Below are 24,922 nucleotides of genomic sequence, written 5' to 3'. Positions count from 1 at the left end.
TTTTAGCTCACCATGTTAACCAGCGATAATGCCAGCAAGGTTGCAATCGCGGCACGGCGAAACAGCTTTTCACTCGATTTTCGAAACCCGTGCGAGCCCACCCAGGTGCCGAGTAAATAGGTTGCCGCTCCGGGCGCCGCGGCGATGACATCATCGATTCCCGTAGTACCGCTAAGCGCAGAAATCAGAGCAAAACCAAGTACCGTAAAAAAAGACCAGGAAATAATCAGCGTACGCCCCTGGTGCTTGTCGTAAGGCCCGAGCAGGATAAAGACCACGGCTACCAGCGCGATATAGGATCCTCCAAAAACAATACCGGCGCAGATGCCGACAAAAATCAACCATGAAGTTGTCATCGGATGCTTATAGCGGAATCCGACCAGCATCATCACACAGGCGGTCGCAATAATCAGCGCCATGGCCCGCTTCATCCAGACTGGATCAAGCTCGATAAGCAGCCAGTGACCCAGCGGCATAAACACCAGGGTTGGCGCCACCATGCAGGCAGTCGCACGCCAGTCGATCTGGCGGTAAACCACCTTGAACAGGTAGACGCTGGCGATGAAATCGACCACCAGGATTTTCGATACAATGCTGTAGGGTGTAAAAAACAGGGTCAGTATGGCGAGCATAAACGCGGGGCCACCAAAACCGGTGAAACCGCGGATCAATCCAGCACCGAACGCAACGAGGGCAATAAATACCATACCCGGTTCAGCGCTTGCATTGATCTCGAGAAAATCCATTCGGTGCGTTTGCTAAAAATCCAGCCAATCGCGCAACTTGTAGAAGCGCAGGCCGGCGCGCACATACTGCCGGCGTAAAAAAGCGAGCGGAAATTTAGGTGAACGGCCTCGCATTATGGCGGGTAAGTGCATCGGCAGTAAGTTCTTCCCTGAATTTTTCCCGGCGAGCCATTCAGCCAGTTCGCGACCGCTCCAGGTTGCGCTGTTGACGCCGTTACCGTGGTAACCATAAGCGAAGTAAATTGATTTGTCTTCAGGCATCCTGCCGATCGAGGGGCGCAGGTTAAGGGTAAAGCATACCAGTCCCCGCCATTGATGAGTGTATTCGATGTCGGCAAACTGCGGCCACATGCCTGCGATTGATTGCTTGAGTTCGTCATAGGTCGTTTCGGCACCCGCGGGGTCGCCAATATGATTGGCCCGGCCACCGAGCATGAAACGACCGTCGCTCAACAGGCGATAGTAGAAAAACATGTGTTTCGAATTAATCGTTGGATTCTCGGTATGCCAACCTTTTTCGTTTAGCTCGGACTCGCTCATGGATCGGGTTACAACGATGGCGCTTTGTACGGGTAGTGGCCTGCCCTGTACACCAGTGTGCAAATGCTCTGGCATGAAACCATTGCCCGTCAGAATAACCTGGCCGGCACACAGGCTCCCGTCGGCGGTTTCGAGCAAGTGACTGCCATCCTGCTTGTGCCAGTGCAGTACCTCGCTATGTGCATGGATATGTGCTCCCCTGCGTTCGGCAGCGGCGGCAAGCCCGCGGGCATAACGTAACGGGTGCAGTGCAAACGATGGTCTTATCGCGATCGCACCGTGTTGATGCGGTGAGTCGTACCCGATCTCGCGGAATTCTTGTTGGCTATGCGTGGTAACATCAAGGCCAAGCAGTGTTTGTTCAAGTTCGGCCTGCTGCTCTAAATCTGAAAAATGTGCATCGCTGTCGGCGACAATAAACTCGCAGTCTCCCTGGGGCAGGTAGTCGATATTCTCTTCCTCACCGAGTGCGCGCACCAGGTTGACCGCCTCGGCCTGGCTCTGGTAGAAGCCCCGGGTTTGCTCGACGCCGAATTTGCCTAACTGTGCTTTTAGCGGGACCTTGGTAGAGCCGGTGGTGCAAAAGCCGCCATTACGTCCCGAAGCGCCCCAGCCGATATGGCCGGCTTCAAGCAGGCGCACGTCAATGTTGTAATCACGCGCCAGATGCAGTGCTGCAGAAAGCCCGGTATAGCCGCCCCCGATGATTGCCACATCGCAGCTTTGCGTGCCCGAAAGCGCTTCAGCCTTCAAGTCTGATTTGCCCGCAGTCGCTTCCCAGTACGAGGGTTGTGGCTGGTCAAACTGATAAAGGCTCGGATGAAATAATGTCTTCACAGGAGAATTGCCTGGTAGTCGCGGATTACTGCTGGTTGGTGGGCGCTGACCCGGTATCCATCGCTTCCCGCTGTGAGCGGACTTCCTGTGTGCGATAAACGCGGGCGATAAATCGTGCCCAGCGACGCCGGATTTTGCGGCGCACCAGGAACGGGAAATAGTCCAGCCAGTCGAGCGCGATCACGTCACCAAGCCCGTCGATCGCGACCAGCCGGACCTTGATTGCGGAGGATTTCTGCACCAGCAGGTTACCGATGGTCAGGTCGTGATTGAAGATGATCAGGTTTTGCAGAAACGAGCTTTTCAGTTCGTCCAGGTAAGGCTCGAATTCCCCGATGGGAAAACCCTGGGCCAGGTACCAGTTCAGCGGCCTTGAGATTTCACCATCGTAATTACGAATCAGGTCAACCACGATGCCCTGGCCGAGATTGGTTTCACAGAGGCCATAAAAATTCGGAATATGCTCGTCAACAACCCCGCCACGTTTTTGTAACTTGCGATAAAACTTGATTTCACGTCTGGATTGCGCGCTGACTTTTCCCGTTGAAATCTTGATCGCCTTGCGTGGATCCTCGGGATGAACATAACACGCACGTTCCTTGCCCTTGCCGATAGGGTCTGAGTTGATCTGCAGCATGGTTGGGGATCTAGTCCAGGATTTTAATCAAGGTTTGCAGGATATCGCCAAGAATAACACGAAGCTTCCGGGCCTTGTCATCAACATAATGCCACGGTGCCTCCTCGATCATGTAATTGCATTGCGCCAGTTCCATCTGGATCGCGTGAAATCCGCGCCCGGGATCGCCATAGTGCCGCGTGGTCCAGCCACCCTTGAAGCGGCCGTTCAAAACGCTGCTGTATTGCTTGGCTCGCGTACACCTGGCTTGCACCGCAGACGCGATTGCCGGATCACAACTGCCGCCGCTGTTGGTGCCAATATTGAAATCAGGCAAACGGCCCTCGAACAGGAAGGGTAGCTGTGAACGAATCGAATGGCAGTCGTAAAGTATGGCGTAACCATGCGCCTGGTGTATGCGCTCGAGTTGCCCGCGCAACGCGTCGTGATAAGGCTGGTGATAGCGCTGCTGGCGCTCGTTTATTTCGTCCTTCGATGGCGCCTGTCCGTCGCGGTATATTTCGGTCCCGTCAAAGGTGGTCGTCGGGCACAGGCTGGTCGTGTTCTGCCCCGGATAAAGAGACTCATCGGCAGGGTCGCGATTCGCATCAATGACGTAGCGATGCACCGGCGTGCTGACGACGGTGGCATTCGGAAGCAGGTCGTCGTAGAGGTGGCTGATATGCCAGTCGGTATCAGCACGAGCGTGGCCGACGGTGTTGAGGCGAACCAGGATTGTGTCCGGAATCCCGATACCGCCATGCGGTTGTGCCAGCAGTAACGGGCTGCTGCCGGGCTTGACGAACGGTTTCATGGATCGAGCTGTGGCAGCAAACCGATTTCCCCCAGCGAGGCGATGATAATGCGATCCACGACCAGATTTTTTACCTCGGTGATATCATCGGCAAGGTAACGGTCGTCCTCGAGCGCTGCCACGTGCGTGCGGATTTTCCTGATCACCTGTTGCAGTCGCTCGCTGGTGTTTAATGGTGCGCGGAACTCGATACCCTGGGCGCTGATCAATAACTCGATGGCAATAATATGTGCCAGATTGCGATTCATTTCACCCAGTCGCCTGGCTGCATGGCAGGACATCGAGACATGGTCTTCCTGATTAGCGCTGGTCGGGGTCGAATCAATCGAGCAGGGTGCGGCGCGCTGCTTGTTTTCGGCCATCAGAGCGGCAGCCGTGACCTCGGCCAGCATGAAACCCGAATTAAGACCCGGATCGGGCGAAACAAATGCCGGTAAGCCAAAATTTTGCGCAGGGTCGACCGTGGTGGCAATGCGACGCCCTGCAATCGAACCAATTTCTGAAATCGCAAGTGCACATTGGTCGGCACCGAACGCGACCGGTTCGGCGTGGAAATTTCCACCGGACAGTATCGAAGCATCCTCGATCACGACAATCGGGTTATCGGTGACTGCGTTTGCCTCGGTTTCCAGCATTTGGGCCACATGCCGGAACTGGTCGAGGCAGGCACCCATGACCTGCGGTTGACAGCGGATGCTGTAAGGGTCCTGTACGCGTTTGTCATCTTCACGATGAGATTCGCGAATCGCTGATCCTTCGAGCAACGAACGCAAGCTTAACGCGGCATCGATTTGACCCTGTTGGCCGCGCAGGGCATGAATTTCGGAGCGGAATGGTCGGGTCGAACCCATCAATGCATCCGTGGTCATTGCCCCGGAAATCAATCCCGTTTGTGCAAGGCTCCAGGCATCGAACAAACCGGCCAGGGCAAGGGCGGTCGATACCTGGGTGCCGTTGACCATGCCGAGACCTTCCTTGGGGCCGAGCTTAATCGGTTCCAGCTTGGCCGCCTTCAACGCCTCTGCTGCGGGCATATCCTTACCCTCATATTGGGCGTGGCCTTCGCCGATCATGACCGCGGTAAGGTGCGCGAGCGGGGCCAGGTCACCCGATGCACCGACCGATCCCTGTGCCGGGATCAACGGAATCAGGTCCAGTTGCAACAGGGTTTGCAGGCGCTCGATGATTTTCCAGCGTACCCCGGATGCGCCGCGTCCCAGCGACAGCATTTTCAATACGATAACCAGGCGCACCACTTCGCGCGGCAGGTTGTCACCTACCCCGCAACAGTGCGACAGGACCAGGTTACGCTGCAGCTTCGATGTCTGTTGCGCGGGGACTCGAGTACTGGCGAGTTTACCGAAACCCGTATTAATGCCGTAAACGGGTTCATCAGAGGCGGCGGCCCGGGCGACAATTTCGGCAGCGGCATTGACACGAGGTTTACAGGATTCGTCGAGACGCACGCTTACATTTTTCCGATAAACCCGGAGCAGGTCAGCGAGACGTGCCTTGCCAGGAGTCAACAACAGCGGTTTAGCCAATTCGTTTGCCCTCAGTTTGCCAGTTGATCAAGTGCGGTTCGGTAGTTATTTTCGATGTTCTCTTCGTCGACGTGATGACCCTGATCGATCAGTTTTTTGCCGCCGATATAAACATCACGCACCAGGTTTGAATTACCGGAAAAAATCCAGCTATCGATCAAGTTGTCCCTGGTGCGCCCGTAAAGGCGAGGGTGATCGTGATCCAGCACCACGAAATCGGCACGACTGCCCGCCGCGAGGCGGCCAATGTCGCGACCACAGGCACGGGCGCCGCCTTCGAGTGCACTATCGAACAGGTTACGCCCGGTGTTGGCGGTTGCGTCAGATATCAGCACATTGCGACTGCCGGTTTGCAGCCGCATGCCGTACTCGAGCCAGCGCAGTTCTTCCACCGGATCAATCGAAATGTGGCTGTCGGATCCGATGGCCCAGCAACCCTGCTGTGAAAAATATTCGCGCGCGTTGAAATATCCGTCACCGAGGTTGGCCTCGGTAGTCGGGCACAGCCCGGCGACACAACCACTGTTTGCCATGGTTGTGGTTTCGTGATCATTCATATGGGTGGCATGGATCAGGCACCAGTTTTTGTCGATATTAAAGTTTTCGAACAGCCACTCGACCGGACGCAGACCGGACCATTCAAAGCAATCGTCGACTTCTTTGGTTTGCTCGGCGACGTGTACATGAATGGCGGCGAGACCATCGAGTGATGCGATAACCTCGTCCAGCAGTTCGCGATTAATCGCGCGCAACGAGTGCGGTGCGATACCAACCGTGCAATTCGCATCGCTGACAACCGCTGCCTGCAGTGATTTCACGATCTCGCTAAACCCGTCGGCGTCGTTCAGAAACCGTTTTTGCCCGTCGAGTGCGGTCGCGCTACCGAAACCGCCATATCGATACAGTACCGGTAACCCGGTAAATCCGATGCCTACCTGCCGTGCCGCCTGCAGGCACTGCAAGCTCATTTCGGCACGATTGTCGTAAGCCTTGCCGTTGAGATCGTGATGCAGGTACTGGAATTCACCGACGCAGCCGTATCCGGCCTTGAGCATTTCGAGGTAAAGTTGGGCCGCGATGTGGAACAGGTGGTCGGGTTCGATGCGCTCCAGGTAGTGGTACATAACCTGGCGCCAGGTCCAGAAACTGTCGGGCGTATCACCTGCCCGTTCACCCAGGCCGGCCATGGCGCGCTGGTGCGCATGCGAGTGCACGTTTGGAATAGCCGGGACCAGGATTTCGACCTTGTCACCGTCGAAATAGGCTGTATCCGCTGAAATCGATGCGATATTGCCATCCACATCAATCCCAATTTCGACCGAGTCAGCCCAGCCGCTGGCCAGCAGCGCCGAGTTAGCCCAGATCTTGCCTGTCATATCCAAACCCGCCTTGCAAAAACGCAGCAACCAACGTAACATACTTGTATATACAAGTATAGCGCATGATATCGTTAATGTCTCAAACCTTGTTTACCAATGCAACCCTTGCCTGTGTCGATGATGAGTCCGGTTACGGCCTGCGTGACGACGCTGCACTGCTGGTCGCGGATGACCAGATCGCCTGGCTGGGGCCGATGACAGCATGCCCGGAAACCTCTGATTGCGAGATTATCGACTGCGAAAACCGCCTGCTGACCCCGGGATTGGTGGATTGCCATACACACGTGGTTTATGGCGGCGATCGTGCCGATGAATTCGAGCAACGTCTCGAGGGTGCGAGTTATGCCGATATCGCCGCTGCGGGTGGCGGTATTGCCTCGACCGTTAAGGCGACTCGAGCCGCCAGCGCCGATGAACTTTTTGAACAGGCATTGCCGCGAGTGCGGCAGCTGATGGACGAGGGTATGACGACGCTCGAAATCAAATCGGGTTATGGTCTTGACGGCGACACGGAAATCAAGATGCTGCGTGTCGCCAGCCAGCTGGAAGCCGAGCTTGGGCTACGTATCCGCAAAACTTTCCTCGGGGCCCACTCGCTACCGACCGAATTTAAAGGACGCAGTGATGACTACATCGCGCTGGTTTGCGATGAAATGCTGCCGCGTGCCCATGCCGAGGGTCTGGTCGATGCGGTCGATGTTTTCATCGAATCGGTCGCGTTCAGCGTGGCGCAGGGTGAGCGCGTACTGGTGCGGGCACAGGAACTGGGCTTGCCGGTTAAAGCGCATGTCGAACAACTCAGCGCCCAGGGTGGGGCCGCGATGGCTGCCGGCCTGGGTGCGCTGTCGGTCGATCATCTCGAGTATTTAAACAGCGACGATGTGGCAAGCCTGGTGCAGGCCGGAACTGTCGCCGTCCTGTTACCGGGCGCATTTTATTTTCTGCGCGAACAGCAGCTTCCCCCGATCGCTGCATTACGCGAGCAACGGGTTCCGATTGCACTGGCAAGCGATGCCAATCCGGGCAGCTCGCCGGTGCATTCGTTATTGCTGATTATGAACATGGCTTGCACCCTGTTTCGACTGACCCCGGCTGAAGCCCTGCGCGGGGTAACCCTGAATGCGGCACGGGCCCTGGGCATGGCAGGCGAGATCGGCTCGCTCGAAATCGGCAAGCAGGCCGACATCGTGATCTGGGATGTCGATCGACCAGCGTTACTCAGTTACCGCGTCGGCATGAATCCCTGTCGCGCAGTCATGCAGGCCGGCCAGTGGCGCGAGCGTAACCGTCTGGTGACAGCATGAATGCGATTCTGGACAGTTTCGACGATATCAGCAAGGCTTCGCCCGAGCCTATTTACCAACAGATCAAGAAAACCATTCAACGGCGTATCGAAAGCGGTGACTGGGTCGCGGGGCAAAAACTGCCCTCGGAAAATGATCTCGTGGCCGCGCTCGACGTGAGCCGAATGACGATCAACCGGGCCCTGCGTGAACTGACCCAGCAGGGCCTGATCAAGCGTGTGCATGGGCTGGGTTCGTTTGTCGCGGAGGCCCCGAGACACGCGAGCCTGATCGAGTTGCAGGATATTGCGCTCGAAATCGCGCAGGATGGCAAACGCCACAGTTCGCAGGTGCTCGATCTCGAGGCTGTTAGCGCATCACCCGATGTCGCTGCACAGATGGAGTTGCCCACGGGTAGCCAGGTCTATTACCTGCGTGCCGTGCACCACCAGGATGGCCTGCCGATTCAGCTCGAATCGCGCTATGTCAACCCGGCGGTCATGCCAGGGTTCATCGATCAGGACTTTACCGTTATGACGGCCACCGCCTACCTGTTACAGCAGTTCAAACCCGATGAAATGGAGCATCGCGTGCGCGCGGCGATTCCCGATCAGGCCGTGCGCGAGCTGCTGGCGTTGCAAAACGGGGAACCCTGCCTGCAACTGACTCGACGTACCTGGAGTAATGGCCAGGTTGTCACCTACGTGAGGTTAACTTACCCCGGCGACCGCTACGAACTCGCAGCGCGGTATGCCACGACCGAATACCAGCTGCGCTAGCAGCCTTACATGAGGATATCAAAATGCCTTTAGACCGAACCGACAACAGCCGAAAAATTCGCGCACCGCGCGGTAGCGAACTGACCTGCAAGAGCTGGCTTACCGAAGCACCTTACCGCATGATTCAGAATAACCTCGACCCCGAGGTTGCCGAGAAACCCGAGCAGCTGATCGTTTACGGAGGCATCGGCCGCGCCGCGCGTAACTGGGAATGTTACGACAAGATTCTTGAATGCCTGAGGGAACTGAATGACGACGAGAGCCTGCTGGTGCAGTCGGGCAAGCCGGTCGGGATTTTCAAGACACATATCGATGCACCGCGTGTCCTAATCGCCAACTCCAACCTGGTACCGGCGTGGGCCAACTGGGAACATTTCAACGAACTCGATCGTAAGGGTCTGATGATGTTTGGACAAATGACTGCGGGCTCGTGGATCTACATTGGCAGCCAGGGGATCGTGCAGGGAACTTACGAAACTTTTGTCGAAGCCGGCCGCCAGCATTTCGACGGCGCCACCAGCGGCAAATGGATTCTGACCTCGGGTCTCGGCGGCATGGGAGGCGCGCAACCGTTGGCGGCGACCATGGCGGGGTACAGCATTCTCTGCATCGAGTGCGACGAGGCACGTATCGATTTTCGGCTGCGCACCAGGTATCTCGATAAAAAAGCCGCGTCACTCGATGAAGCGCTGCAAATGATCGATGACGCCTGTGCCAAAGGGGAAGCTTTGTCGGTGGGTTTGCTCGGCAACGGGGGCGAAATTCTGCCCGAGCTGGTCCGGCGCGGCGTCAAGCCCGATATCGTTACCGACCAGACCTCGGCGCACGACCCGGTGAATGGTTACCTGCCGATCGGGTGGAGCATGGAGCAGTGGGAAATGAAACGCGCCACCGACCCGGAGCTGGTGGCTGCCGAAGCGCGCAAATCGATGGCGGTGCACGTACAGGCGATGCTCGATTTTCACGCCCAGGGGATCGCCACCGTCGACTATGGCAACAATATTCGACAGGAAGCTTTCAACCAGGGCGTTAAAAACGCGTTCGATTTTCCGGGATTTGTACCGGCTTATATCCGCCCGCTGTTTTGCAAGGGCATCGGTCCGTTTCGCTGGGTAGCCTTATCCGGGGACCCGGAGGACATCTACAAGACCGACGCCAGGGTCAAGGAATTGATTCCGGACGATCCACACCTGCATAACTGGCTCGACATGGCGCAAAGCAGGATCAGTTTCCAGGGCTTGCCGGCGCGCATCTGCTGGGTTGGCCTGGGTGACCGTGATCGCCTCGGTGTCGCGTTTAACGACATGGTCAGGTCGGGCGAACTCAAGGCCCCGGTCGTGATTGGCCGTGATCATCTCGATTCGGGTTCGGTGGCGAGCCCCAACCGTGAAACCGAGGCGATGCTGGATGGTTCTGACGCCGTCTCCGACTGGGCGCTGCTGAATCTGCTGTTGAGTACTTCAGGCGGTGCGACCTGGGTATCCTTTCATCACGGCGGTGGTGTCGGCATGGGGTACGCGCAGCACGCGGGCCTGGTGATCTGCTGTGACGGCAGCGATGCCGCGGAGGCGCGCATCAAGCGAGTGCTGTGGAATGACCCCGCCAGTGGCGTCATGCGCCACGCCGATGCCGGCTATGAGATTGCTAAAGAGTGCGCTCGTGAGCACGGGTTGAATCTCGGCGCAATCGAGCTGTAAGGCTATTACTAGCCTGATCCGCTCGCTAGCCCGGGGGAGAATCTACACAAAAGACGCTCCCAACCGGCGCAGGCGCCGGTTGGTCCATCCATGGAATCGCTTGGAGCGCGGCATCCCTGCCGCGCTACACTTTTGTGTAGATTCTCCCCCAGTCTAGCTAAATATCAGAACCAGGCTTTTCTTTCTTGGATTTGGAGGCTTTTAGGTACTTATTAATGGCGTGTGCAGCGGCGGTGAAGCCGAAGCAGGCGGTGACGCCGACAAAAGAGCCGATCCCGGTGGCACAATCGAGCGTGGTGCGTTCCGGCATCTCGGGTTTCTCGTAACTGACCTCGCCGTTCGCAGCAGGGTAGAGCGGCTGCTCGGTCGAAAATACGCAGTCCATGGCGTAGCGACGTTTCGGGTTACGGCTGTAATCGAGTTGCTGGCGTAAAGTCGAGCGGACCTTGGCGAGCAGGGGATCGTTAAAACTCTGGGTTAAATCCTTGACCACGATACTGGTTGGATCGAGCAGGCCGCCAGCGCCGCCGGTAGAGATGCAGCGAATCTTGTTGCGGCGGCAGTGATGCATCAGTGTCAGCTTGTGACTGACATGGTCGATTGCATCGATGACGTAATCGAACTGTGAAAAATTGAATTTTTCGACATTGCCCCGGGTGACCAGATCGTCGATCGCGGTGCAATTGCATTCCGGGTTTATTGCAATGATGCGCTGGCGCAAGGTTTCAACCTTGGAGTGACCGACACTTGCGGTTACAGTGTGCAGTTGCCGGTTGGTATTGCTGATGTCGATGTCATCGTGATCGATCAGCGTGATATTACCAATACCCGAGCGTGCGCAAGCCTCGGCAGCCCAGGACCCGACCCCGCCGATACCGACGATACAGAAATGCGCCCGCTGTAGCGGCTCGAGCGCAGCCTCGCCAAGAACACGCGCCAGGCCGGCAAACCGCTGCAGGTAATCTTCACTCAGCATTTGATGATATTCAAAATCTTGACGAGAGCAGTTTATTGGTCTGCGGTTCCGCTGTCATTAGTATCGATTCAGTTTGCGCGAATTATCCGGGATCTCACTATCCGCGGCCGATGGCCTTATCCAGGAGAAGATAAGAAGCGGCGCCGGGGCCGATTTCATTAGGTCAGGAACTGCAGGCTACAACCAGGTTTTACAATTTGTTGACATACCGGCAGGAATCCAGATCAGAAGTAATTTTTTACCAAACGTGAAATCGGTTTGGTCTCGGTTGCATCTGTCATTACAATAGACCGCCGCAACCTGTATTGGACAAATCCCGGAATCTTCATTGAACACTGCTTGCCTGTTTACCATTTCGGCACCTTCGGGCGCCGGTAAAACCAGCCTCGTCAAGGCGCTGCTGGAAAAGCGTGCCGATTCCATTGCAGTGTGCGTGTCACATTCGACGCGGGCGATACGACCGGGCGAAGTCGACGGTCAGGCCTATCACTTCGTTTCCCTCGAAGTATTCGAACAAATGATCGCGAATGATGAGTTTCTCGAACACGCGCGGGTGTTCGATAACTGTTACGGCACCGCACGTGCATCGGTCGATGCACTGCTGGCCGGCGGTCGACACGTTATCCTGGAAATAGACTGGCAGGGGGCTCGCCAGGTCAAGGCAAAAATACCGGAAACGGTCAGTATTTTTATTCTGCCACCTTCGCGTGAGGTGCTTGAACGCCGGCTTCGCGATCGCGGTACCGATGATGAGACCACGATTGCACGACGGATGCGCGATGCGGATCGCGAAATGTCCCACTACCACGATGCCGAGTACCTGGTGATTAACGACGAGTTCGAACAGGCCCTGTTCGATCTCGACGCAATTATCCATACCCAGGGTTTGACGCTGGCACTTCAGAAGCTTAAAAACAAGGCGCTGGTGGACTCGATTCCACCCGAAATTGATTAGCCGCTTTATGCGATTAACACTTTAGATTTATTGAATTTTTCGCTATCATTGCGCCCCTTTTTGATCCGAGAGCTAACCGCATGGCGCGAATCACCGTAGAAGACTGCCTCGAGCATGTCGAAAATCGTTTTGACCTTGTATTGCTGGCCGCGCGACGCGCCCGCCAGATTTCACAGGGCGCCGATCCGCTGGTACCACCGGAAAATGATAAGCCCACCGTGATAGCACTGCGCGAGATTGCTGAAAATCTGATTAACGACTCGTCGATGGACGAGATGGAAGCAAAGGCAGAGATCGAAAAAATTTCTACCGACGATGACTTGATTCGACAAATTGCCCAGGCCAGCCTCGCGCAAGAAGAAAACGAGTAAGCGCTTCTTTTTAAACACATAATTTTGCCAGTGCAGGCCATGGTTATGGCGTGTACCGGGCGGGCTTAGGTCTTGCAAATGTGTTATAAAACCCCATTAATAAAGTTCTAGAGGTCTATATAGAAAGTTAATGGGGGCGAATTACGCCAATCTGTTCGAAGTCGTTGCCGGAGATGCGACCGCCAGCGATTCCGAAACCCGAATCGCCGAGCTCTGCAGCGAACTCGAAGCCTACCTCGAACCCGCCCAGGTCGAGGAAATCTATAGCGCCTACCTGGTCGGTGCTGCGGCTCACGAGGGCCAAAGACGAGTGTCGGGCGAACCTTACATCAGCCACCCGGTTGCGGTCGCGCGCATTCTTGCGGAAATGCGCATGGACAGTAAAAGTATTATCGCCGCGATCCTGCATGACGTTATCGAAGACACCCCCACCTTAAAGGAAAACCTGGCGGATCAGTTTGGTGAAGAAGTTGCCGAACTGGTCGATGGAGTCAGCAAGCTTGCGCAGATGGATTTCCGCAGCAAGGCCGAGGCACAGGCGGAGAATTTTCGCAAGATGATGCTGGCGATGGTCAAGGATATTCGCGTCATCATTATCAAGCTCGCCGACCGCTTGCATAACATGCGCACGCTCGATGCGATGCGCCCCGACAAACGCCGCCGCATCGCCTTCGAGACTATGGACATTTATGCCCCGATCGCAAATCGTCTCGGTATTTTTAAAATGCGTCACGAGTTGCTTGATCTGTCGATCAAGGCGGCCTACCCGATGCGATACCGGGCGCTGGAAAGCGCCTGCAAGGAAGTGGTGGGATATCGCAAGGAAATATTCAACACCATCGAGGCGGCCATTCGGCAAAGACTCAAGGAATCAAATATCAACGCGACCGTCAAGTATCGGCAGAAAAACATCCACAGCATTTATCGCAAGATGAAGGAGAAAAAGCTCAGCTTCAAGGAGCTCACCGACGTCTTCGGGGTCCGGATCATGACCGATTCGGTGGACGATTGTTATCGCGTGCTCGGTGTCATGCACAACCTCTACAAACCGTTACCGGGCAAGTTCAAGGATTACCTTGCGATTCCCAAAACGAATGGTTACCAGTCGCTGCATAGCAGCCTGTTTGGACCGCATGGTGTCGCCATCGAGGTGCAGATTCGCACCGTCGAAATGGACCACTTTGCCGAGTCGGGGATTGCCGCACACTGGATTTACAAGGAGGGTGAAAATCACTCCACCAATCCCCAGGGACGCGCACTCGAATGGCTGAAAAATCTGCTCGAGATGCAGCAGAAGTCCGGTAGCTCACAGGAATTCCTGGAAAGCGTCAAGGTCGATTTGTTTCCCGACGAGGTTTACGTATTCACTCCCAAGGGCGCGATCAAGAAGTTGCCGCGCGGGGCGACCGTTGTCGATTTTGCCTACGCGGTACATACCGATGTCGGTAATACCTGCGTCGCCGCGCGAATCGACCACCAGATGTCGCCGCTGAGCAGCAGGTTATACAATGGCCAGACTGTCGAGATCATTACCTCACAGGCCAGCCGACCGCACCCGAGCTGGCTCGATTTTGTAAGCACCGCCAGGGCCCGCACCAATATCCGGCATTTCCTGAAATCTTTACAGAAAACCGAGGCGATTTCACTCGGGCAGCGTTTGTTACAGCAGTCAGTCAGCCAGATCAAGGGACGCGATAGTGCGATTCCAAAGACCCGGATGAAAAAGGTTCTGGACCAGTATCACATGTCCGATCAAAAGGAGCTACTGGCCGAAATCGGCCTGGGTAATCGTAATTCGAGCCTGGTCGCGAAGGCAATGTACGACATCGAGGAAGATGCTACTGCCTTTGATGATCGAGGCAGGCCGCTTGCGATCAAGGGTACCGAGGGCATGGTGGTATCGTTTGCCAAGTGCTGTCGACCGGTGCCGGGGGATGCGATAGCCGGATTCATGTCATCCGGCAAAGGCATTGTCATTCACCAGCGTAGCTGCCCGAATATGACCGAACGCAACAAGGGCGACCGGCAATTGTCGGTGCAGTGGTCGGACCATGTTGAAGGCGAGTACCTCGCCAACATGCGCGTGCAGGTCGCCAATCAGCGCGGCGTACTCGCAACACTGGCGGCGACAATTGCCAACATGTCCTCCAATATCGAGCACGTCAACGTCACCGAGAAAGATGGTCGTATTTCGACCATCGAGTTCGTGGTTACCGTCAAAGATCGTATCCACCTGGCGCGCATTATGAAAAAATTGCGTGGACTGAACGTCGTCAATCGTATCTGGCGTCGATAGTGATTGTCAGCGTGGCTAATACCCGCATAATCCAGAATTTCTGAACCGGAGACAGAGCATGGCCAAAACCATTATTCAAACCGATGCCGCACCCCAGGCAATCGGCACTTACTCGCAAGCTGTCAAGGTTGATAATACGGTCTATGTCTCCGGACAGATACCACTCGATCCGGCCACCATGGAGGTCGTCAGCGGCGGTATCGAAGCTGAAATCACGCGGGTTTTCGATAATCTCGCTGCGGTTGCCACGGCTTCCGGGGGAAGCCTTGCCGATGTGGTCAAGTTGAATATCTACCTGACCGACCTCGGTAACTTCCCGACCGTCAATGAAATCATGGGCCGGTATTTTCAACAGCCGTACCCGGCCCGGGCCGCGATCGGTGTTGCCGCCCTGCCGAAAGCGGTTGGCGTCGAGATGGACGCGGTACTGGTTATCGATTAGCAGTTGCATGGAGCACTGGTCGGCTCAAGGATTACGGTATCTCAAAGGCGTTGGTCCCAAGGTAGCGGAAAAGCTGCTGAAAATGGGCTTGAACACCCAGCGCGATCTGTTATTTCATTTACCGCTGCGTTACGAAGACCGCACTTTCGTATCCCCGATCGGATCTTTACAGCCGGGGCGGCGCAGCCAGATTGAAGCCGAGGTGTTGCACGCCAGCGTGCACTTCCGACGCCAGGGACGATCGCGGCGCGTACTCGCGGCAAAGCTTGGAGACGCAACCGGGGTGATCGCGGTTCGCTTCTTCTATTTCAGTGCGAATCAACAAAAACAGTTCGAAAAAGGCGCCTGGTTGCGCTGTTTCGGTGAAGTCAGATCAGCCCAGGGTGAGCTCGAAATGATTCATCCTGAAACCGAAGTCATCGATGTCGACAATCCTCCTCCACTGCCGCAATCCCTGACCCCTATTTATCCGACTACCGAAGGATTGCACCAGATATCGATAAAACGCATCGTGCAGCAGGCCATCGACAAGCTTAAATCTGAAGGCATTGCCGAAACCTTGCCGCAGACCTGGCTCGATGAGAATGGATTTCCCGGATTTGCGTCGGCGATGATTGATTTGCATAACCCCGAAAACAAACGCGATAGTGAGCTGATTGCGCAGCACAGGCATCCGGCACAGTATCGCTTTATAGTCGAAGAACTCGCTGCGCACCGTCTTGCCCTGCTCGAACGCCGGCGACAGATTCGCAGTCGCAAAACGCCTGCGATCCAGCCAGCCGAAAAACTGCAGCAACGACTGATACAGGAGCTTCAGTTCGAGTTGACCGGTGCCCAGCAGCGTGTGCTGGGCGAGCTTATGCAGGATTTCGCCGCCGCTAAACCGATGATTCGACTGGTACAGGGCGACGTCGGCTCGGGTAAAACCGTGGTTGCCGCGCTTGCCTGTTTACCGGTGATCGAATCGGGCTACCAGGCCGTACTAATGGCGCCAACCGAAATTCTTGCCGAACAGCATTTTCAGAACTTCAGCGGCTGGCTGGAACCTCTCGGAATAACCGTGTTGAACCTGGTCGGTGCCGACAAGGGAAAGAAACGGGAACAAAAGCTGTCGCTGATTGCGGGCGGGGAAGCGCAGGTCGTGGTCGGTACCCATGCGCTGTTCCAGGCGAGTGTTGAGTTTAGTCGTCTCGGATTTATTATTTTCGACGAGCAACATCGCTTCGGTGTTGACCAGCGACTCGCGTTGCAGCGCAAAACCCGCGATGACGAGATGGCACATCAACTGATCATGACAGCGACCCCGATACCGCGCACCATGGCGATGTCGATATACGCCGATCTCGATTACTCCCAGATCGATGAATTGCCGCCGGGACGCAAACCGGTGACGACATCGATCATCTCGGAGCAGCAGCGTGATAGCCTGATCCAGCGGGTGGCTGGCGCCTGCGCCGAAGGCGGGCAGGTTTACTGGGTTTGCACCCTGATTGAAGAATCGGACGCGCTGCAGTACGAGGCTGCGGAAATGACCTATGACCTGCTTTGCCAACAGCTACCCCAGTTGTCGATCGGCATGGTGCATGGACGCCTGAAGCCTGCGGACAAGGAAGCCACGATCAACGCCTTCAAGAATCGCGATGTCGATATACTTGTCGCGACGACGGTGATCGAGGTTGGTGTCGATGTGCCCAATGCCAGCATCATGATTATCGAAAACCCGGAGCGCCTTGGCCTGGCGCAAATTCACCAGCTGCGCGGTCGTGTCGGGCGCGGAGCGCGCGAAAGCTTTTGTATCTTGCTGGTCAGGAGCGATCTTTCCGAGCTGGCGCGAACGCGCCTCGAAATCATCCGTAGCACCCAGGATGGTTTCGCGATAGCCGAAAAAGACCTCGAACTTCGTGGCGCAGGAGAGGTGCTGGGGACTCGTCAAACGGGCGAAATGAGTTTCAAGATAGCCGACCTGATGCGCGATCAGCAATGGTTTGCTCAGGTCGAGGTGCTTGCAAAGCTGATGCAATTGCCCGAAAACGCTACCATCCGCGCAGAACTGCTGCGCAACTGGATCGGCGCGCGTCAGGACTATACCGATGTCGGATAAGCGTGATCGATGCTGGACCAGACAGGATTTGTCCAACCGGGATCGACGGATTTGTCCGGGATAAGCAATATTCCCTCGGCGGATGAAAACGCGGATGCCTGGAATCCCGGTATCAAGTCAACCCTGCCCGTAAAATACTTGCCGTTGTCAACCATATTTCGGTCGGAAAACGTATTTTCAACAATCGAAAGCGCCACCGAGCTCAGCGATTTTACCGGTCTGCCAGTCCAGCAAATGGTGTTTTTCCGGCCGCAAAGACTTGTAGTACATGAATTATTGATACGTGTTTCCGCCGATATTTTTGTCTCTGATGGAACCCGATATGAAGACCTCGGAATAAATTTTCGCGATGTGGCAAACCGAATCCTGTCAGTATATATCGAGCCGGAAATGGCCACGATCTGTGAACGTCATGCGCAACTGGATCAGCAGGCTCGGGCAATAGTTGATCAAACGTTAAGCGAAAGCATATTTGCGCAAACAGCGCCGGTCGAAAATGCCCGTACCGGCTTTAAACTTTCCCGGTTATTCGGTTCTGGCGGTAAAAAGAAAGCACCAGCAGTGTCAGAAACTGCTGAACAGCGTAACCAGCGCTTTATTTCCGGCTGGGATGAAAGCGCTAACTCAACTGGCGATAAATTGTTTTCCGCGGTCTACCGTGAACTCGCCCGGGTGACGCGCGCGATTGTCGTTAAACACGGTCGTTTGGTGGGGGATAAAGCGCTGTTGACGACGCTGACCACGGGTCTGGTCTGCAATAGCCATGGCAGCGAAATAATCGGTGAAGCCATCGCACCCCTGGTGTCGCAGGCCGCGGAACGCGAGGGATATCCGGTGTTGCGCCCCCAAGCAGAGCCCGTGGTCATCAACGTCAAGGGGGCTTCGGCCTCGGGCAAGAGCACGATGCGACCACTCCAGCATAAGCATACCGAGAGGCTGGGGTTGAATTGGCAGGATTTTGCGTTAATTAGCCCGGATATCTGGCGCAAATTCCTGCTGGATTACGATACTCTGGGCCCGGCTTACAAATATGCCGGCACCCTGGTGGGTGACGAAATTCCGATTGTCGACCAGAAACTCGATCGCTATATCGCGCAAAAAGCCGAACAGGGTCGAATCTCGCACCTGCTAATCGATCGCTTTCGATTCGACAGTTTTGCGCCTGGAAAAGATACCGAGGAGGGCAGTAATTTACTGACACGCTTTGGCCGTACCGTCTACCTGACCTTTATCGTGACGCCGCCTGAGGCAACGGTTGAACGGGCCTGGTTGCGTGGCCTTCAGGTCGGACGCTTCAAGGCCGTCGACGATCTGCTCGATCACAACGTGGAAGCCTTCAAGGGCATCCCGGCCCTGTTTTTTACCTGGGCTTTGCACAAAGACAAAACTGTATATTACGAATTTCTTGACAATAGTGTTACCAAAGGGAGCAAGCCGCGCACGATTGCATTTGGATTGAACGGCGAACTGAATATTCTGGATTTCAAATGCATGCTCGATATCGAGCGGTACACCAGAATTAATATTGAGGCCAAAGATCCGGTTGACGTTTATCCTGCTGATGATGCGATGGTGCCGGCATTGAACACAGGATTCCTGGTCAAGTGCGCTGCACGAATACCCGTGATCAATTTTGTTGATCGTGTCGCCGGAAAAATATACGCCCACATGGAATCCGGCAAGATCAGCTGGATTGATCCTGATATGATTAAGCAAGTTCTGAAGGATGAAACCGCGCTCGCGGCCCTACAAGCGATGGTTCCGGGGTTCCCCGACTGTCTCGCGAGTATCGAGCAGCGATCCGCGATTTCATTGTCTGACGAAGCGCGGCTGCATACCATGGGCTGTCTGGACTAAAGAAGGCTGACATGAACCGTTGTGACACCTCTCCGTTGCTGGCTTACGATGAAGCGCTCGAACAGCTGACCAGGGGTATTGCGTCCTCAGGCCCGATCATTGATACGCCGCTGAGGCAGACACTGGGGTCGGTACTGGCGCAGTCTATTGATGCCGAAATCGATGTGCCGGGTTGCGCGATGTCGGCGATGGATGGCTATGCAATCAATACCACCGATCTGGCAGCGAATGGTAAAACGTCTTTGCCGCTCTCGCAGCGCATCCCCGCCGGTGCAGCCGCCGAACCTCTGGCTGCGGGCACTGCCGCGCGCATCTTTACCGGTGCCCCCATACCCGATGGCGCCGATGCCGTCATCATGCAGGAACAGGTCGAGGCGGACGATCATCAAATCAGTTTCGATGCGCGCCCGGCGAAGGGCAGCAACATCCGGCCGGCCGGCAACGATATTCAGCATGGTACGACCATTCTAAGCGCAGGCCGTCGCCTCAGGGCCCAGGATATCGGGCTTGCTGCATCGGTCGGAATGCAAAGCCTGCCGGTTTATGCGCCGATCAGGGTGGGTATGTTTTTGACCGGCGACGAACTGGTGGAGCCGGGAGAGGTGCTTGGCGCGGGTAAAATATACGATTCAAATCGCTACACTTTGCACGGCCTGCTTGAATCGATGGGTTGCGAAATTGTCGACCTGGGACTGGTTGGCGATACGCTGGCGGCGACGCGGGAAGCGATGTCTCGCGCCTCGACCCAGGCTGACCTTGTGGTAACCACGGGCGGGGTCTCGGTGGGCGACGAAGATCACGTGCGGATCGCAATCGAACAGCTCGGCGAGCTACGACTTTGGCGTCTGGCGATCAAACCGGGGAAACCACTCGCCTACGGCCAGATCAACGACACTGCTTTTCTCGGTTTGCCGGGTAACCCGGTATCGGTGTTTGCAACCTTTTGCCTGTTTGTTTGCCCGGTGATTCAGCTTATGCAGGGCCGCTCCTGGCATAAGCCCGTTGCTTTGCCCATAACGGCCGACTTTGACTGGCCGAAACCTGATAGCCGGCGAGAGTTTTTACGTGCCAGGCTTGCCCTCGATGCCGATGGCCAAACCGTGGTCCAGGTTTATCCGAACCAGGATTCGGGCGTGCTGACTTCGACCGTATGGGCCGATGGCTTCGTCGAAATCGCCGAGAACCAGACGGTAAAGGCCGGGGAGCGTGTAAACTATCTGCCTTTCGCCCAGTTTTTCTCGTGAGGTAGGTGATGATAATCCGAATCCAGCAGGAAGATTTTGACATCGCGGCGCTTAACCGGGAACTGCTGGCGGAACGCAACAATGTCGGTGCCATCGCCAGTTTCATCGGATTGGTGCGCGATCTCGAAAATGACGCTTTGCAGCAGATGACGCTTGAGCACTACCCGGGTATGACTGAAAAGGCACTGCAGGATATCGCCGAAAAGGCCCAGCGACGCTGGAAAATAATCGATCTGGGGATTATTCATCGCGTCGGCGCGTTAGCGCCGGCCGATCAGATCGTGCTGGTCTCGGTGCTGAGCGCGCATCGGGCGGATGCCTTTGAGGCCTGTGAATTTATCATGGACTATCTTAAAACCGACGCGCCCTTCTGGAAAAAAGAAGTTAGCGATCAAGGTGTGAAGTGGGTAGAATCGCGAAAAAGTGACATATTTGCACAAAAAAAGTGGGATACCTGAACAAAATCGACAAAATCCACGCATTTTGGCCATATATACTGCCCCGGAAGTGAACTGAAATGCACGCGCTGCGAGTATGATTCGTGAATTACATTATCACAGCTAAACCCAAGCAACTCCCGATTTATCCGGACCAACCGGCGACACGCCCGGTGGCTTCGGTCACGGATAATGCCAGTGAGTTTCGTGACGCCAGCAAACAGCCATCACCCAGCTACGTGTATCGAGGTGAACTGCTGGAAGGCGTTGGCAATGACAGGCGTTATCGTCCGCAGCTGAACCTGCAGGTCGATCCGCAAAATCGTCGTGCGATTGATACCTACCAGCAAGTCGCATCTGATCCCCCGCTACTGGGACGTGTACTGGACGGATATATCTGATATTCCCGTCATTCCTGCTGTCGCAGGACAACCTAATTGATACAATGTCCGCTTGTGTTTAAAGCCTGCTGCAAATGGACGTATCCCATATACTCGACTCCCTGAACGACCGCCAACGCGAAGCGGTTAGCGCCGATCCGGGCCCCCTGTTAGTGCTTGCCGGGGCTGGCAGTGGCAAGACACGTGTGCTTACGCATCGCGTCGCATGGCTATGCGAAGTTGATGGATTATCCCCGTACAGCGTGCTCGCGGTTACCTTTACCAACAAGGCCGCTGCCGAGATGCGCGCCCGGGTCGAATCACTGCTCGGAATTTCTGCGGCGGCAATGTGGGTCGGCACGTTTCACGGGCTCGCGCATCGCCTGTTACGTTTGCATTACGAGGCTGCCGGCTTGCCGCAGGGATTTCAAATCCTGGATAGCGATGACCAGTTACGCATGGTCAAGCGCGTCGTCCGGCAACTCGACCTTGACGAGGCCCGCTGGCCGCCGAAGCAGGCCCAGTGGTTTATCAACCATAACAAGGATGAGGGTTTACGTCCGGCTCATATCGATCCTGGGCAGGACCCGATCCAGCAGCAGCTGTTAGAGATCTACCGTCTCTACCAGGATCTATGCGAGCGCGCTGGTGTTGTCGACTTTGCCGAGTTGTTGTTGCGGGTACTCGAACTGATTCGTGACAACGACGATATTCGCGAGCACTACCAGCGACGATTTCAGCATATCCTGGTCGATGAATTTCAGGATACCAACGCGATCCAGTACGCCTGGATGCGGCTCCTGGCGGGCACCGACACGCCGGTGTTCGTGGTTGGCGATGATGATCAGTCGATTTACGGCTGGCGCGGTGCGCGCATTGAAAACATCCACCATTTCCAGAAAGACTTTGCCAATACCCAGGTTATTCGCCTGGAACAGAATTACCGCTCCACCGGCACCATATTGAAAGCCGCGAATGCCCTGATCGATAACAATCGCTCGCGCCTTGGCAAGGAACTGTGGACCGATAGCGCCGACGGTGAGCCAATTCTGTTTTACTCGGCGTACAACGAGAAGGATGAGGCCCGTTTCGTCATCGACCGCATCGAGAACTGGGTGGCACAGGGGCGAAGCCGCAACGAAATCGCGGTGCTTTACCGTTCCAACGCCCAGTCGCGCCAGTTTGAAGAAACACTGTTTACACGCGGTATACCTTACCGGGTATATGGCGGCCTGCGATTTTTTGAACGCGCGGAAATCAAGGACACGCTTGCCTACCTGCGCATGATTTCAAATCCAACGGCAGACCACGCCTTCGAACGCACGGTTAATCATCCCCCCCGCGGTATCGGCCAGAAAACGATTGATGAAATTCGCAATTATGCACGTCAGCATTCGACTTCCCTGTGGAACGCGAGTATCGAACTGATCTCATCGGATAGTTTGACCGCGCGGGCCCGCGGTGCGCTGCAGGTCTACGTCGGTCTGATCCGCCGCATGACATCTGACCTGCTGGAGTTGCCACTCGGTGATCAGATTAAGACCGGGGTCGAGATGAGCGGTCTCGATCTGTATTTTAAAAAGGATACGACCGAGAAAGGCCAGTCGCGCATCGAGAACCTGCAGGAACTCGTCGGCGCCGGCAAGAGTTTTGCATACGATGCCAATATCGAGGAAGAAATGTCAACGCTTGATGCCTTCCTCGCGCATGCGGCACTCGAGGCTGGCGAATCCCAGGCGGATGCCTGGGAAGATTGCGTACAACTGATGACCATGCACTCGGTCAAGGGACTCGAGTTTCCACTGGTTTTCCTGGTGGGTATGGAGGAGGGGTTGTTTCCGCATCAGCGCTCCAGTGAAGAGCCGGGCCGTATGGAAGAAGAGCGACGTCTGTGTTATGTCGGTATTACCCGTGCGCGAGAGCAGCTGGTGATAACCAGTGCCGAGGTGCGCCGCCTGTACGGTGGCGAAAGCTATAACATGCTGTCCCGCTTCGTGCGCGAAATACCGGGTGAACTGATGCAGGAAATCAGGCCCAGGGCAAATATCAGTCGTCCCGTGATGCCGACTTCGCCGCGCATAGGACTGGATCGTGCGATTGAGGACACCGGTTTGTTTGTTGGTCAGAAAGTGAATCATGCCCGCTTTGGCGACGGTGTCGTACTGAATCTCGAGGGACAGGGAGCCCAGTCCAGGGTGCAGGTTAATTTTGAAGCGGCTGGCAGCAAGTGGCTGATTGCGAGTATGGCGAACCTGCAACCGTCCTGAGTAACCGAAGTACGGCATCCGTGCCCACGCTCGTGTAGAATCGCCGCAGCATAAATAATAGATATAGAATTAAGGAGAGCTTTATGAGCAAACAACAGGTTGCATTCATCGGTCTCGGGGTCATGGGTTATCCGATGGCAGGGCATCTCGCCAATGCCGGATATCAGACCAGGGTCTATAACCGCACGACTGCGAAAGCCGAACAATGGTGCCGGGACTACCAGGGCGATTTTGCCGGGACTCCGCGTGAAGCGGCCGAGGATGCTGATTTTATCTTCATGTGTGTCGGTAATGACGACGACCTGCGTTCAGTCGTGTATGGCGATGACGGTGTCCTGGCAGGATGCAAGGAAAGCGCGATCCTCGTCGATCACACCACGGCATCGGCCAACGTCGCGCGGGAAGTTGCCGGCAAATCACCCGTTCCTTTTCTCGACGCGCCGGTGTCGGGCGGCCAGGCAGGTGCCGAGAATGGCGTGCTGACAGTTATGATCGGTGGTGACCAGAGCAGTTTCGATGCGGCACGCCCGGTGATCATGAGTTATGCGCGCGCAGCAGAGTTGATGGGCAGCGTTGGCGCCGGCCAGCTCACCAAGATGGTGAACCAGATCTGTATTGCCGGCCTGGTGCAGGGCCTGTCCGAGGGCTTAAATTTCGCCCAGCGCGCAGGGCTCGATGGCCACAAGGTTGTCGATGTCATTTCCAAGGGTGCGGCGGGTTCCTGGCAGATGGAAAACCGCGGCAATACCATGCTCGACGACGAGTTCGAATTCGGCTTTGCGGTCGACTGGATGCGTAAAGATCTTGCTATTTGCCTGGAAGAGGCCGAACGCAATGGTGCCGAATTACCGGTGACCCGGATCGTCAACGACTTTTACGGGGAAGTGAAGGCGATGGGCGGGGGTCGTTGGGATACCTCAAGCCTGATCCGGCGATTGACACGCGAGGATTAGCGGCTTTAATCCTTGAGTTAGAGCGCCTGCCCGGGGTAGGCAGCAAGAATTTTTTGAGATGTTGCCTTGAAGCTACTGGTTTGGAAGAAAAAATAGGTTTTTTTAAAAAAAAGGTGAAATTTTTTTAATTCAGTCGTATTTTGATAAAACACTATAATATCAAATAGTTAAAGAGATAAATTAAGCTATATAGTGACAAAGTGCCTCCATATATACTGTTTTTACTGCCGTTTATCAATTTTTAACTGGATTTTTATTCAATATCTCCTATATATATAAGTGTGTTAAAGGTTAAGAACACCTAACCTCTCTCACGATGTCCTCCTTTGGTTATAATTGTCGATTACGACATTTTGGCTGGTCTCTCGACCAGCCATTTTTTTTGCCCACCCAAAAATCAACGCTTTT

21 protein-coding genes are annotated in these 24,922 nt (G+C 55.4%); 14 read left to right on the top strand and 7 right to left on the bottom strand.

The window, feature by feature from the left end; translation table 11 throughout:
• Nucleotides 1–2 precede the first annotated feature (2 nt).
• From OES20_11105 to OES20_11080, 6 genes are read right to left on the bottom strand one after another with little or no spacing between them, the layout of a single operon-like run.
• Entirely contained in the window at nucleotides 3–746 is a 744-nt protein-coding gene (locus OES20_11105; GenBank protein ID MDH3635244.1) for a sulfite exporter TauE/SafE family protein, read from the bottom strand.
• A 12-nt stretch (nucleotides 747–758) separates the two neighbouring features.
• The gene (locus OES20_11100) at nucleotides 759–2,123 is read right to left on the bottom strand and encodes an FAD-binding oxidoreductase (protein ID MDH3635243.1); all 1,365 of its coding nucleotides are present in this window, start codon (nucleotides 2,121–2,123) and stop codon (nucleotides 759–761) included.
• A gap of 25 nt (nucleotides 2,124–2,148) precedes the next feature.
• A complete protein-coding gene (locus OES20_11095) occupies nucleotides 2,149–2,760 on the bottom strand; it encodes a YrbL family protein (GenBank protein ID MDH3635242.1) in 612 nt (203 codons plus the stop codon).
• A 10-nt stretch (nucleotides 2,761–2,770) separates the two neighbouring features.
• Nucleotides 2,771–3,553 (bottom strand): N-formylglutamate deformylase, encoded by a 783-nt coding sequence (gene hutG, locus OES20_11090; protein MDH3635241.1) that lies wholly within the window; start codon nucleotides 3,551–3,553, stop codon nucleotides 2,771–2,773.
• Nucleotides 3,550–5,097: a histidine ammonia-lyase gene (hutH, locus tag OES20_11085; GenBank protein ID MDH3635240.1), complete on the bottom strand. Its 1,548-nt coding sequence runs from the start codon at nucleotides 5,095–5,097 to the stop codon at nucleotides 3,550–3,552. The genes hutG and hutH overlap by 4 nt, the downstream gene beginning before the upstream one ends.
• Nucleotides 5,098–5,108: 11 nt before the next feature.
• Entirely contained in the window at nucleotides 5,109–6,473 is a 1,365-nt protein-coding gene (locus OES20_11080) for a formimidoylglutamate deiminase (GenBank protein ID MDH3635239.1), read from the bottom strand.
• 77 nt (nucleotides 6,474–6,550) lie between these two features.
• Here OES20_11080 and hutI point away from each other — a divergent pair, with 77 nt between their 5' ends.
• Genes hutI through OES20_11065 form a run of 3 tightly spaced genes read left to right on the top strand, consistent with a single transcriptional unit; the run spans nucleotide 6,551 to nucleotide 10,235 of the window.
• The gene (gene hutI / locus OES20_11075) at nucleotides 6,551–7,780 is read left to right on the top strand and encodes an imidazolonepropionase (GenBank protein MDH3635238.1); all 1,230 of its coding nucleotides are present in this window, start codon (nucleotides 6,551–6,553) and stop codon (nucleotides 7,778–7,780) included.
• Entirely contained in the window at nucleotides 7,777–8,538 is a 762-nt protein-coding gene (gene hutC, locus OES20_11070; protein MDH3635237.1) for a histidine utilization repressor, read from the top strand. Before hutI ends, hutC begins: the two co-directional genes overlap by 4 nt.
• 23 nt (nucleotides 8,539–8,561) lie before the next feature.
• Complete coding sequence (locus tag OES20_11065) at nucleotides 8,562–10,235, top strand: urocanate hydratase (protein ID MDH3635236.1); 1,674 nt, start codon at nucleotides 8,562–8,564, stop codon at nucleotides 10,233–10,235.
• Nucleotides 10,236–10,392: 157 nt separating this feature from the next.
• Here OES20_11065 and tcdA read toward each other — a convergent pair whose 3' ends face one another.
• Nucleotides 10,393–11,211, bottom strand: a complete 819-nt coding sequence (gene tcdA, locus OES20_11060; GenBank protein ID MDH3635235.1) for a tRNA cyclic N6-threonylcarbamoyladenosine(37) synthase TcdA — start codon at nucleotides 11,209–11,211, stop codon at nucleotides 10,393–10,395.
• A 328-nt stretch (nucleotides 11,212–11,539) separates the two neighbouring features.
• On the opposite strand from tcdA, the gene gmk reads away from it, so the two are divergent.
• The 11 genes from gmk to OES20_11005 all read left to right on the top strand — a co-directional run bounded on the left by gmk (nucleotide 11,540) and on the right by OES20_11005 (nucleotide 24,514).
• Nucleotides 11,540–12,166 (top strand): guanylate kinase, encoded by a 627-nt coding sequence (gmk, locus tag OES20_11055; protein MDH3635234.1) that lies wholly within the window; start codon nucleotides 11,540–11,542, stop codon nucleotides 12,164–12,166.
• Between the two features lie 80 nt (nucleotides 12,167–12,246).
• Nucleotides 12,247–12,537 carry a DNA-directed RNA polymerase subunit omega gene (rpoZ, locus tag OES20_11050; GenBank protein MDH3635233.1) on the top strand — a complete coding sequence of 97 codons (291 nt, stop codon included), beginning with the start codon at nucleotides 12,247–12,249 and terminating at the stop codon, nucleotides 12,535–12,537.
• Nucleotides 12,538–12,667: 130 nt separating this feature from the next.
• Nucleotides 12,668–14,833, top strand: coding sequence for a RelA/SpoT family protein (locus OES20_11045; GenBank protein MDH3635232.1), 2,166 nt, complete (start codon nucleotides 12,668–12,670; stop codon nucleotides 14,831–14,833).
• 58 nt (nucleotides 14,834–14,891) lie between these two features.
• Nucleotides 14,892–15,275 carry a RidA family protein gene (locus OES20_11040; GenBank protein ID MDH3635231.1) on the top strand — a complete coding sequence of 128 codons (384 nt, stop codon included), beginning with the start codon at nucleotides 14,892–14,894 and terminating at the stop codon, nucleotides 15,273–15,275.
• A gap of 7 nt (nucleotides 15,276–15,282) precedes the next feature.
• Entirely contained in the window at nucleotides 15,283–17,376 is a 2,094-nt protein-coding gene (gene recG, locus OES20_11035) for an ATP-dependent DNA helicase RecG (GenBank protein ID MDH3635230.1), read from the top strand.
• A 9-nt stretch (nucleotides 17,377–17,385) separates the two neighbouring features.
• A complete protein-coding gene (locus tag OES20_11030; GenBank protein MDH3635229.1) occupies nucleotides 17,386–19,233 on the top strand; it encodes a zeta toxin family protein in 1,848 nt (615 codons plus the stop codon).
• A gap of 11 nt (nucleotides 19,234–19,244) precedes the next feature.
• Complete coding sequence (locus OES20_11025; GenBank protein ID MDH3635228.1) at nucleotides 19,245–20,477, top strand: molybdopterin molybdotransferase MoeA; 1,233 nt, start codon at nucleotides 19,245–19,247, stop codon at nucleotides 20,475–20,477.
• A gap of 8 nt (nucleotides 20,478–20,485) precedes the next feature.
• Nucleotides 20,486–20,935 (top strand): molybdenum cofactor biosynthesis protein MoaE, encoded by a 450-nt coding sequence (locus tag OES20_11020; GenBank protein ID MDH3635227.1) that lies wholly within the window; start codon nucleotides 20,486–20,488, stop codon nucleotides 20,933–20,935.
• A gap of 83 nt (nucleotides 20,936–21,018) precedes the next feature.
• The gene (locus OES20_11015) at nucleotides 21,019–21,315 is read left to right on the top strand and encodes a hypothetical protein (protein ID MDH3635226.1); all 297 of its coding nucleotides are present in this window, start codon (nucleotides 21,019–21,021) and stop codon (nucleotides 21,313–21,315) included.
• A 74-nt stretch (nucleotides 21,316–21,389) separates the two neighbouring features.
• Nucleotides 21,390–23,561, top strand: coding sequence for a DNA helicase II (gene uvrD / locus OES20_11010; GenBank protein ID MDH3635225.1), 2,172 nt, complete (start codon nucleotides 21,390–21,392; stop codon nucleotides 23,559–23,561).
• An 83-nt stretch (nucleotides 23,562–23,644) separates the two neighbouring features.
• The gene (locus tag OES20_11005; GenBank protein MDH3635224.1) at nucleotides 23,645–24,514 is read left to right on the top strand and encodes an NAD(P)-dependent oxidoreductase; all 870 of its coding nucleotides are present in this window, start codon (nucleotides 23,645–23,647) and stop codon (nucleotides 24,512–24,514) included.
• Nucleotides 24,515–24,922 lie beyond the last annotated feature (408 nt).

The sequence above is a fragment of the Gammaproteobacteria bacterium genome, assembly GCA_029862005.1.
Lineage (GTDB): Bacteria > Pseudomonadota > Gammaproteobacteria.
This window is presented reverse-complemented; position numbering and strand designations above follow the sequence as displayed.

What these genes read in the sequence shown, in the direction of transcription:
- OES20_11105 (MDH3635244.1), bottom strand. Translation starts at nt 746, where the DNA reads ATGGATTTTCTCGAGATCAATGCAAGCGCTGAACCGGGTATGGTATTT.
- OES20_11095 (MDH3635242.1), bottom strand. Translation starts at nt 2,760, where the DNA reads ATGCTGCAGATCAACTCAGACCCTATCGGCAAGGGCAAGGAACGTGCG.
- hutG (MDH3635241.1), bottom strand. Translation starts at nt 3,553, where the DNA reads ATGAAACCGTTCGTCAAGCCCGGCAGCAGCCCGTTACTGCTGGCACAA.
- OES20_11080 (MDH3635239.1), bottom strand. Translation starts at nt 6,473, where the DNA reads ATGACAGGCAAGATCTGGGCTAACTCGGCGCTGCTGGCCAGCGGCTGG.
- hutI (MDH3635238.1), top strand. Translation starts at nt 6,551, where the DNA reads ATGTCTCAAACCTTGTTTACCAATGCAACCCTTGCCTGTGTCGATGAT.
- hutC (MDH3635237.1), top strand. Translation starts at nt 7,777, where the DNA reads ATGAATGCGATTCTGGACAGTTTCGACGATATCAGCAAGGCTTCGCCC.
- OES20_11065 (MDH3635236.1), top strand. Translation starts at nt 8,562, where the DNA reads ATGCCTTTAGACCGAACCGACAACAGCCGAAAAATTCGCGCACCGCGC.
- tcdA (MDH3635235.1), bottom strand. Translation starts at nt 11,211, where the DNA reads ATGCTGAGTGAAGATTACCTGCAGCGGTTTGCCGGCCTGGCGCGTGTT.
- rpoZ (MDH3635233.1), top strand. Translation starts at nt 12,247, where the DNA reads ATGGCGCGAATCACCGTAGAAGACTGCCTCGAGCATGTCGAAAATCGT.
- OES20_11045 (MDH3635232.1), top strand. Translation starts at nt 12,668, where the DNA reads ATGGGGGCGAATTACGCCAATCTGTTCGAAGTCGTTGCCGGAGATGCG.
- OES20_11040 (MDH3635231.1), top strand. Translation starts at nt 14,892, where the DNA reads ATGGCCAAAACCATTATTCAAACCGATGCCGCACCCCAGGCAATCGGC.
- recG (MDH3635230.1), top strand. Translation starts at nt 15,283, where the DNA reads ATGGAGCACTGGTCGGCTCAAGGATTACGGTATCTCAAAGGCGTTGGT.
- OES20_11030 (MDH3635229.1), top strand. Translation starts at nt 17,386, where the DNA reads ATGCTGGACCAGACAGGATTTGTCCAACCGGGATCGACGGATTTGTCC.
- OES20_11025 (MDH3635228.1), top strand. Translation starts at nt 19,245, where the DNA reads ATGAACCGTTGTGACACCTCTCCGTTGCTGGCTTACGATGAAGCGCTC.
- OES20_11020 (MDH3635227.1), top strand. Translation starts at nt 20,486, where the DNA reads ATGATAATCCGAATCCAGCAGGAAGATTTTGACATCGCGGCGCTTAAC.
- uvrD (MDH3635225.1), top strand. Translation starts at nt 21,390, where the DNA reads ATGGACGTATCCCATATACTCGACTCCCTGAACGACCGCCAACGCGAA.
- OES20_11005 (MDH3635224.1), top strand. Translation starts at nt 23,645, where the DNA reads ATGAGCAAACAACAGGTTGCATTCATCGGTCTCGGGGTCATGGGTTAT.